Origin of the sequence: Methylobacterium sp. WL103 (assembly GCF_008039885.1) — a bacterium.
Taxonomy (GTDB): Bacteria; Pseudomonadota; Alphaproteobacteria; order Rhizobiales; family Beijerinckiaceae; genus Methylobacterium; species Methylobacterium cerastii.
In genome coordinates, this window is sequence record NZ_VRUX01001293.1 from 1 (window position 1) to 443 (window position 443).

The window sequence follows — 443 nt, forward strand, 5'->3', positions numbered from 1 at the left end:
CGCCTGGACCCGGCACGGCCGACCGGCGCGCGCCGCATCGAGGGCGTTTCGGATTCCGGCGCGGCTCTCGGGGAGGGACCAGGCGTCGATCCAGGGGCGGCCGACGCATTCGGCGGTCGACGCCCCCAGGAGCGCGGACCCGTTCTCGCTCACGCGGAGCAGGCGCCCGTCGCGGTCGAGCACCATGACAACGTCGGTGGCGGTCCAGAGGACGTGCCGGTCGAGGGGGTCGGCAGGGCGCGGATTGGCGTAGGACCCGTCCGCATCGACGCGGCGCTCGGGCACGACGATGGGCTCTTGAAGACCGAAGTCGATGCGCTCTTGGAGCGTAGCGTCCGTGGCGTCCACGCCGCCCTGCCGGGTCGCCGCGCCCGAGCGCCGGTTCTCCGCATCGAGGGCGGAGAGGCGCCGGTCGCCGACCACGGCCTGGAACGCCGAGACAT

Annotated in this window: 1 protein-coding gene; it reads right to left on the reverse strand. The window is 74.0% G+C overall.

Annotated features, from left to right (window positions below; all coding sequences use genetic code 11):
- The coding region (locus FV222_RS29050) for a PAS domain-containing protein (protein WP_147816560.1) at positions 1-443 on the reverse strand (443 nt) is incomplete at both ends.